This is a genomic window from Zhongshania sp. (assembly GCF_041584495.1).
Taxonomy (GTDB): Bacteria; Pseudomonadota; Gammaproteobacteria; order Pseudomonadales; family Spongiibacteraceae; genus Spongiibacter.
Map to the genome: position 1 here is coordinate 1 of NZ_JBFHDY010000146.1, position 6,864 is coordinate 6,864.

The window sequence follows — 6,864 nt, forward strand, 5'->3', positions numbered from 1 at the left end:
AGTCCAGACGAAAAAAAAGCGCTGCATAAATGCAACGCTTTGATATCTTTAGAGAAAATGGTGGGCCGTGATGGATTCGAACCATCGACCAATTGGTTAAAAGCCAACTGCTCTACCACTGAGCTAACGGCCCATATTCTCTTACTACGCTACCCGCGAGTTCCGGGGGCCGCATTGTAATGCTATCTTCCGAATGAATCCAGTATTATTTACCAGACCTAAATCACTGATTAATCGCCAAAATTGCGTCTTTTCAGTGACCCCGAAAGAGGCGCCTATAATACGGATTTCAAAAGAAAAAACAACCGCAACACACTAAAAAAAGCAGTTTTATTACAGTTTGTGGTATCGGGTGGGATCAGCGACGCCAGCTTGCAGAAAACCTTCGCGACGAAGATGGCAGCTGTCGCATCGCCCACAGGCTTCGCCTTCGGTATTCGCCCGATAACAGGACACTGTTTGCCCGTAATCAACACCTAGGCCAGTACCTAACTTGACGATATCCGCCTTACTGAGTGCCATTAAGGGGGTGTGGATGCGCATGCCATGCCCTTCCACTCCGGCCTTGGTCGCGACATTCGCTAGGGTCTCGAAGGCCTCTATAAAGGCTGGGCGACAATCTGGATAGCCCGAGTAGTCCACTGCGTTCACACCGATAAATATGTCATTAGCATCAAGAACCTCAGCCCAGCCAAGCGCAATCGACAAAAATACGGTATTACGAGCCGGTACATAAGTCACCGGGATCCCGAGAACCCCTGCGTCGGGCACAGCGATATTCATATCGGTCAAGGCAGAGCCGCCAATGCTACTTAAATCTAGAGTGATAATCTTAAACGCTTTGGCACCACCAGTTTCGGCCACACGCTTTGCGGCAACTAATTCGGCGCGGTGCCGCTGACCATAATCAAATGCCAGGGCATAACATTCATACCCTGCTTTTATTGCCTGAGCCAATACCGTAGCGCTGTCTAAGCCACCGGAAACCAGTACAACTGCTTTCTTTTGCAAAACACATCCTCGTTACTAATGCCCTGCGGCGTCATTCCACAATATTTTATGTAATTGCATTTGAAAGCGCACAGGGAGATTATCTGCGACTATCCAGTTTGCCAAATCGGTGGCACTAAGCTGGCCAAAGCTAGGCGAGAACAACACCTCGCCAGCACGTTTATTCAGCTGGTAACTATCGAGTTGAAATCGCGCCCAGTCGTAATCTTCACGATTACACAGCACGAACTTAACCTGGTCATGGTCGGTAAGAAAGGGGATATTATCCATAAGATTGCGGTGCATTTCACCTGACGCGGGAGTTTTTAAGTCCATTACCCGAGAAACCCGCGCATCAACCTTTTCTATTGGTAGGGCGCCACTGGTTTCTAATGACACCTCATAGCCTGCGTCACAGAGCGCGGTGAGCAAGCTTAGGCATTCGGGCTGCGCTAGCGGTTCACCACCAGTAACACATATGTAGCGGGGCGAATACTGCGCTATTTCAGCGAGGATATCGTCCAATTCGCGACGCTCGCCACCATGAAAGGCATACTCAGTATCACAGTAAACGCAGCGCAAAGGGCAACCAGTAAGGCGCACAAATACTGTGGGTAAGCCCAAAGTACGAGACTCGCCCTGCAGAGAGTAAAATATTTCAGTAATACGAAGGGTGTTCGCTTTCATTAGCACTGGCTACCGGATACTGGATTGCTCCCGGAGACCAGCCGCGCAAGCTTTGGCTCCGCGAACAATCAGAAATTCTTACGGAGAAATTCCCGTGATTTGTTCACTGCAGAGTTACCGGTACTGCCGTAACGGTCAATAACATGGGTCAGTAATTCTTGGGATTTTTGCTTATTGCCATTCAAAAAGTAAACCGTGCCCAGTTTATACATGGCCGCGGGGACTTTATCGTGGTCGGGGTATTTACTTAGCAAATACTGAAAGGCGTCAGTTGCAGCCTTTAAATTCTGGGGTTTAACCGCAACGTAGAGTTCACCCAGCCAATACCACGCATTAGGCGTGTAGCGACCTGAGGGGTAGCGCTCAACATACGCCAAAAAAGACGTGATGGCTTGATCGTAATTGCCACTTCTCACCAAAGCGTAAGCGTCGGTATAATCGGATGATTCATTGCCGTTACTTGCAACGGCGGGGGCAGCGCTATCTGCTGAGGGATTAACAACCTCTGCGCCCATTACTGCGGCACCAGTTGCCTCACCTGTAATACCAGTGTCACTTCCAGCATCTACAGCGGCATTGGCTACCGTAGAAGAGCTGCCAACCACGGCGCCAGCGGCGCCAGTGGTTAGCGAACCCAAACGGCGATCTAGATCAATATAGCGATCTAAGCCCTGCTGTTTTAGCTGGCTGATCTGATGCTCTTGCTCTTCCACCATCCCCCGCAACGTCATCATTTCTCGACGAAGCTGCTGTAACTGCTGGTAGATCTCCCCCTGCATACTGCGACTGGATTCAGCACCCGCTCGCGGAGAGTTCATATCAACAACTGGGGCCTGAGCCCAAAGTTGCGCCGACAGGCAAGCCGCCGGCAGCAATAAGAACAGTGGTTTTGTAAACTGCATCAGTACGCCTTTAAATTACTTTAGTTCAACGCGACGGTTCTGAGAGTAAGTTGCTTCAGACTGGCCAAATGCAACTGGACGCTCTTCGCCGTAGCTAACAGTCTCAATACGGTAGCGCGGAATGCCATTAATTGCCATGTAATCTGCAACAGCATTGGCACGACGCTCGCCTAGAGCGATGTTGTATTCACGGGTACCGCGTTCGTCAGCATGACCTTCCAGACGCACAGGACCAGTAGTTTTCTTCAGACGAACAATTTGTGCGTCCAGAGCTTTACGAGCCTTAGCAGTCAAAGTGGCTTGGTCGAATTCGAAATGGAAAACCGTTTCGAGATTCATCATGTCCTGGGTATCGTACGCAGAAGCATTCGCATCAGCAGACTCAGTGTAAGTACTAACAGTATCAGCACCTTCCTGGCCACTGCTATCGGTATCAGTTGATGCACAACCAGCCAACAGTACGCTGAAGAAAGCTACACCCAAAAACATATTTTTTGCTTGGTATTTCATGGCATTTTCCCGTCAAATTTTGATTACACACTTCCGGACACACAATTAATTTTGTCTGCCCGGCCTTTCTTTCCCGGCTACTACATCATTGAAGAAAAGGCGACCAAGCCGGTTCGCGCACATCCCCGAATCGCGACGGCAAGCGATACTTCACTCCACCGTCTATCGATACTGCCGCCAACACACCCTTACCATCGTACTGCGTTGCATACAATAACATACTGGCGTTTGGCGCTACACTAGGTGACTCGTCCAAATTAGTGGTAGTGAGAATTTCAACACGGTTACGTTTCAAATCCTGTACTGCAATATGAAAATTACCGCGATTTCTATGCACTAACACTAATCCCAGACCGTCGGGCAGTACTCTTGCCCGCGCATTATAGTCACCTATAAATGTCATTCTATCTACCGCACCGCTGCCCAGTTGGACCTTATAAATCTGCGGTTTACCGCCTCTGTCAGACGTGAATATTAACGATTTCCCGTCTGGCATCCAGGCCGGCTCAGTATCAATAGCAAAATGATTGGTTACCTGCTGCAAACTGCCGCTAGCCAAATCCATCACATATATATCGGGACTGCCGTCCTTCGACAATACCATTGCCATTTGCGTTCCATCCGGTGAAAATACCGGAGAACTATTCAAACCTCTAAACGAGGTCAACTGCTTACGCACCCCCGTTAGCAGGTTCTGCGTATAGATTGCAGGCCTGCTAGTTTCAAAAGATACATAGGCGATTGTCTTGCCGTCGGGAGCCCAAGTCGGTGCCATAATTGGCTCTCGACTGTCAAAAAGTACCGATTCATTGGCTCCATCGATGTCGCTTTTCAGCAACCGGAAGCGGGTTCGATTGCCCCCTTCGCGAACAGCGGAAACATAAAGCAGTTGCGTCCTAAATGCACCGCGAATATTTGTGAGTTTTTCATATATTTTGTCGCTAACGGTGTGCGCGAGGTAACGCGGCCTGTCCACACTCACTGATTCCGTGCCCGTTAGGATCACACGCTGAGTATTAACGTCTAAAAGTTCATAATGCGCCGTCAGCGCACTGGGCCCGTCCTGAGTTAGTGAACCCACTACCACATAGTCGACACCCAGACTCTTCCAGTCGCGATAATAGACTTCACTGGCATTGCGCGGCCGCCCGAGCATATCGCCTCGACTCAAGGGCGCGAACTGACCGCTGCGATGTAAATCCATCTCAATGATAGACGCAACATCCTCTGCCACTGCCACGCCGGGCTGCCAGCCGAAGGGCACAATGGCAATCGGTACCGGATCATCCTTGCCCTTATTAATTTCAATAGTGAGATCAGCTATTGCGAAATTGCTGGCAAGCACTAGTGCTAACACTGTAACGATTTGTTTAAACATTACCGCCTCAAATCTTGGGGTGAGAAATTAATCGTAAATCGTCGGAAATTCTTCTCATACGCCGACGGATCTTTGCGGGCCAGCTCAGCCAGCTCTTCTATTTTGCCTAAACGGGTGACCGCTCGGGTTACCGATAAATCAAAAGCACTATCACCACTGCCTCTGGTAATCGTATGCCCAACGATTTCGCCGGTGGGCGTCGTCATAATCTGGATCGTGGTCTGCATGCCGTTTCTGGCTGACAGAGGCCGCGTCCAATTATTAGAAATTAAGGTCGTAATCAAATCGGCATAAGTCGATGCCAATTCACCGTCTTCGACCACGTCATCTTCTGACGCTAGCGCATCAGCCAACTCTTTTTGCTGCTCGCGACGAATTTCTTCCTCTAGGGCGCGCTGCTTAGCCGCTTCCCGCGCTTTTTCCTGCTCCTTTTTTTTACGAATTTCCTCTGGTGTCGGCCCTTTCGGTTCAGGCTTTTTGACCTGCGGCACCGGCTTCGGTTTTGGTGGTGGCGGCGTCGGTTTCGGCTCCGGCTTTTTGATCGGTTCTGGCTTCGGTGCCGGTTTGACCACGGGCTTCGGCGTTGGTTTCGCCACGGGCTTAGCCGGTGCCGGCCGACTGACCGGTTTCTCAATTACCAGTTTCGCCTGTATTGCCAACGGCCGCGCTTCCAGGGGCTTGGTATCCTGCACAGCCGGTATACCGAACAGCAATAACGCGATTATGCCAGCGTGCAGACTGACGGTGACCGCTGCGGGAAGCAGTTTAATATCTGTCATCGCGCTTACTTCGCTCCACTGCGCGATTGAGGTTCCTCGGTAATCAAACCTATCGATGTTGCGCCAGCACCCTGCAAAACCGCCATCGCTGCAACTACCGCCGAATAATCAACCGCGCCGTCCCCCTTCACCATCACCGGCGTTTTGGGCCTATTACGCAAAATCTTGCTAATTTTGTCACCAATATCCGCCAATTCCGCTGGCTCGCCCTGCTTGCTCGGGTCGCCGAGGGTCACGTAGTATTTACCCTGTTTATCTACCGAAACGACAATAGGGTCGTCGTCAGTCGGAGGCACCGGCTCGGTAGACGCCTGGGGCAACTCAACTTGCACACCTTGCACCAGCATTGGCGCCGTCACCATGAATACAATTAATAGCACCAACATAACATCAATGTAGGGAACCACATTGATGTCCGACATTGGCTTACGCTTATTTCGCCGCGACATAGCCGTTCCCCTCAATCCCGCGAGTGAATCTGGCGGTGTAAAATACTGGAGAACTCTTCCGAGAAGGTATCGTACTTACCTGCGAGGGAATCGACCTTGGAAGAAAAACGGTTGTAACACACCACTGCGGGTATTGCGGCAATCAAACCCATTGCGGTCGCGACAAGCGCTTCAGAAATACCGGGAGCCACGGTTGCCAAGGTCGCTTGTTGCACCTGACCTAAGCCGTGGAACGAACCCATAATTCCCCACACTGTACCGAGCAAGCCAACATAAGGGCTAGTCGACCCCACGGTAGCCAAGAATGGCAGGCCACGCTCCATCGCCTCTTCTTCTCGCGACAGCGCCACGCGCATCGAACGCTGACAAGCATCCATCATGGCATCGGCGTCCAGACGCCTTTTAGCGAGGCGGGTAAATTCTTTGTAGCCAGCCCGAAATACACTCTCCATCCCGAAGACGGCGTGTTTTTCTTCCCCTTCTTTATATAAAGTATGCAAATCAGTGCCAGACCAAAAACGCGATTCAAAACGCTTCATCTCGTTCTCGGCCTGAGTAAAATACATGACCCGGTTGGCAATTTGATACCAGGACACCACCGATGCAAGTAACAGCACCATCATTATCAGCTGCACAAACAAACTGGCCTGACTCACTAAGTGCCAAATGGAAAGCTCTTGTCCCACAGTTAACTCCTGATATTTTTTGTATTAATGCTGTAACGCCGCCAGTAGCGTCGCCGGTATTCGTTTTGGTTTTAATGTTGCGCTGTCGACGCAAGCTACTATTACTTCTGCATCGCAAAGCAATTCTTCACCACGATAAACTCGCTGTTCAAAGCGCAAGCTAACTCGAGCCGCCGCTAAGACTCTGGCGGTAACAATAAGTTGCTCATCTAATCGTGCTGGACGTAAATATTTTGTCTGCAGTGCGCTAACCACAAACATTAGCGCGTCATTCATGATTTCTGTTTTAGAAAATCCCAGCGCCCGCATATATTCAGTGCGTGCACGTTCCATAAATTTTAAGTAGTTCACATAATAAACAATGCCACCCGCATCCGTATCCTCGATATAGACTCGCAGGGGTAGCCTGAATTCCATTAGGGCGCACCACCGTTTTCGGTAATATCGCCATTTTTGGGCATTTCGAGACCAAAATGACGATAA

At 50.2% G+C, this 6,864-nt stretch carries 9 protein-coding genes and 1 tRNA gene; all 10 read right to left on the reverse strand.

Features of this window, described 5'->3' with window-relative positions; translation table 11 throughout:
- Nucleotides 1-58: 58 nt before the first annotated feature.
- Nucleotides 59-133 (reverse strand) — tRNA-Lys (locus tag ABYP33_RS16560).
- Nucleotides 134-333: 200 nt separating this feature from the next.
- Nucleotides 334-1,011, reverse strand: coding sequence for a 7-cyano-7-deazaguanine synthase QueC (queC, locus tag ABYP33_RS16565; RefSeq protein WP_373092258.1), 678 nt, complete (start codon nucleotides 1,009-1,011; stop codon nucleotides 334-336).
- Between the two features lie 15 nt (nucleotides 1,012-1,026).
- Nucleotides 1,027-1,677 (reverse strand): 7-carboxy-7-deazaguanine synthase QueE, encoded by a 651-nt coding sequence (gene queE / locus ABYP33_RS16570; RefSeq protein WP_373092259.1) that lies wholly within the window; start codon nucleotides 1,675-1,677, stop codon nucleotides 1,027-1,029.
- Between the two features lie 68 nt (nucleotides 1,678-1,745).
- A complete protein-coding gene (gene ybgF / locus ABYP33_RS16575) occupies nucleotides 1,746-2,579 on the reverse strand; it encodes a tol-pal system protein YbgF (protein WP_373092260.1) in 834 nt (277 codons plus the stop codon).
- Between the two features lie 15 nt (nucleotides 2,580-2,594).
- The gene (locus tag ABYP33_RS16580) at nucleotides 2,595-3,089 is read right to left on the reverse strand and encodes an OmpA family protein (RefSeq protein WP_373092261.1); all 495 of its coding nucleotides are present in this window, start codon (nucleotides 3,087-3,089) and stop codon (nucleotides 2,595-2,597) included.
- Between the two features lie 85 nt (nucleotides 3,090-3,174).
- Nucleotides 3,175-4,467: a Tol-Pal system beta propeller repeat protein TolB gene (gene tolB, locus ABYP33_RS16585; protein WP_373092262.1), complete on the reverse strand. Its 1,293-nt coding sequence runs from the start codon at nucleotides 4,465-4,467 to the stop codon at nucleotides 3,175-3,177.
- A complete protein-coding gene (locus ABYP33_RS16590) occupies nucleotides 4,467-5,246 on the reverse strand; it encodes an energy transducer TonB (protein WP_373092263.1) in 780 nt (259 codons plus the stop codon). Before ABYP33_RS16590 ends, tolB begins: the two co-directional genes overlap by 1 nt.
- A 5-nt stretch (nucleotides 5,247-5,251) precedes the next feature.
- Nucleotides 5,252-5,695 carry a protein TolR gene (gene tolR, locus ABYP33_RS16595; RefSeq protein ID WP_373092264.1) on the reverse strand — a complete coding sequence of 148 codons (444 nt, stop codon included), beginning with the start codon at nucleotides 5,693-5,695 and terminating at the stop codon, nucleotides 5,252-5,254.
- 11 nt (nucleotides 5,696-5,706) lie between these two features.
- Nucleotides 5,707-6,381, reverse strand: a complete 675-nt coding sequence (gene tolQ / locus ABYP33_RS16600; protein WP_373092265.1) for a protein TolQ — start codon at nucleotides 6,379-6,381, stop codon at nucleotides 5,707-5,709.
- A 24-nt stretch (nucleotides 6,382-6,405) separates the two neighbouring features.
- Nucleotides 6,406-6,864, reverse strand: a 459-nt coding sequence (ybgC, locus tag ABYP33_RS16605; protein WP_373092266.1) for a tol-pal system-associated acyl-CoA thioesterase, incomplete at its 5' end; no start/stop codon positions are given.

Coding starts and splice junctions, on each gene's coding strand:
- queE (WP_373092259.1), bottom strand. CDS start 1,677: ATGAAAGCGAACACCCTTCGTATTACTGAAATATTTTACTCTCTGCAG.
- ybgF (WP_373092260.1), bottom strand. CDS start 2,579: ATGCAGTTTACAAAACCACTGTTCTTATTGCTGCCGGCGGCTTGCCTG.
- ABYP33_RS16580 (WP_373092261.1), bottom strand. CDS start 3,089: ATGAAATACCAAGCAAAAAATATGTTTTTGGGTGTAGCTTTCTTCAGC.
- tolB (WP_373092262.1), bottom strand. CDS start 4,467: ATGTTTAAACAAATCGTTACAGTGTTAGCACTAGTGCTTGCCAGCAAT.
- ABYP33_RS16590 (WP_373092263.1), bottom strand. CDS start 5,246: ATGACAGATATTAAACTGCTTCCCGCAGCGGTCACCGTCAGTCTGCAC.
- tolR (WP_373092264.1), bottom strand. CDS start 5,695: ATGTCGCGGCGAAATAAGCGTAAGCCAATGTCGGACATCAATGTGGTT.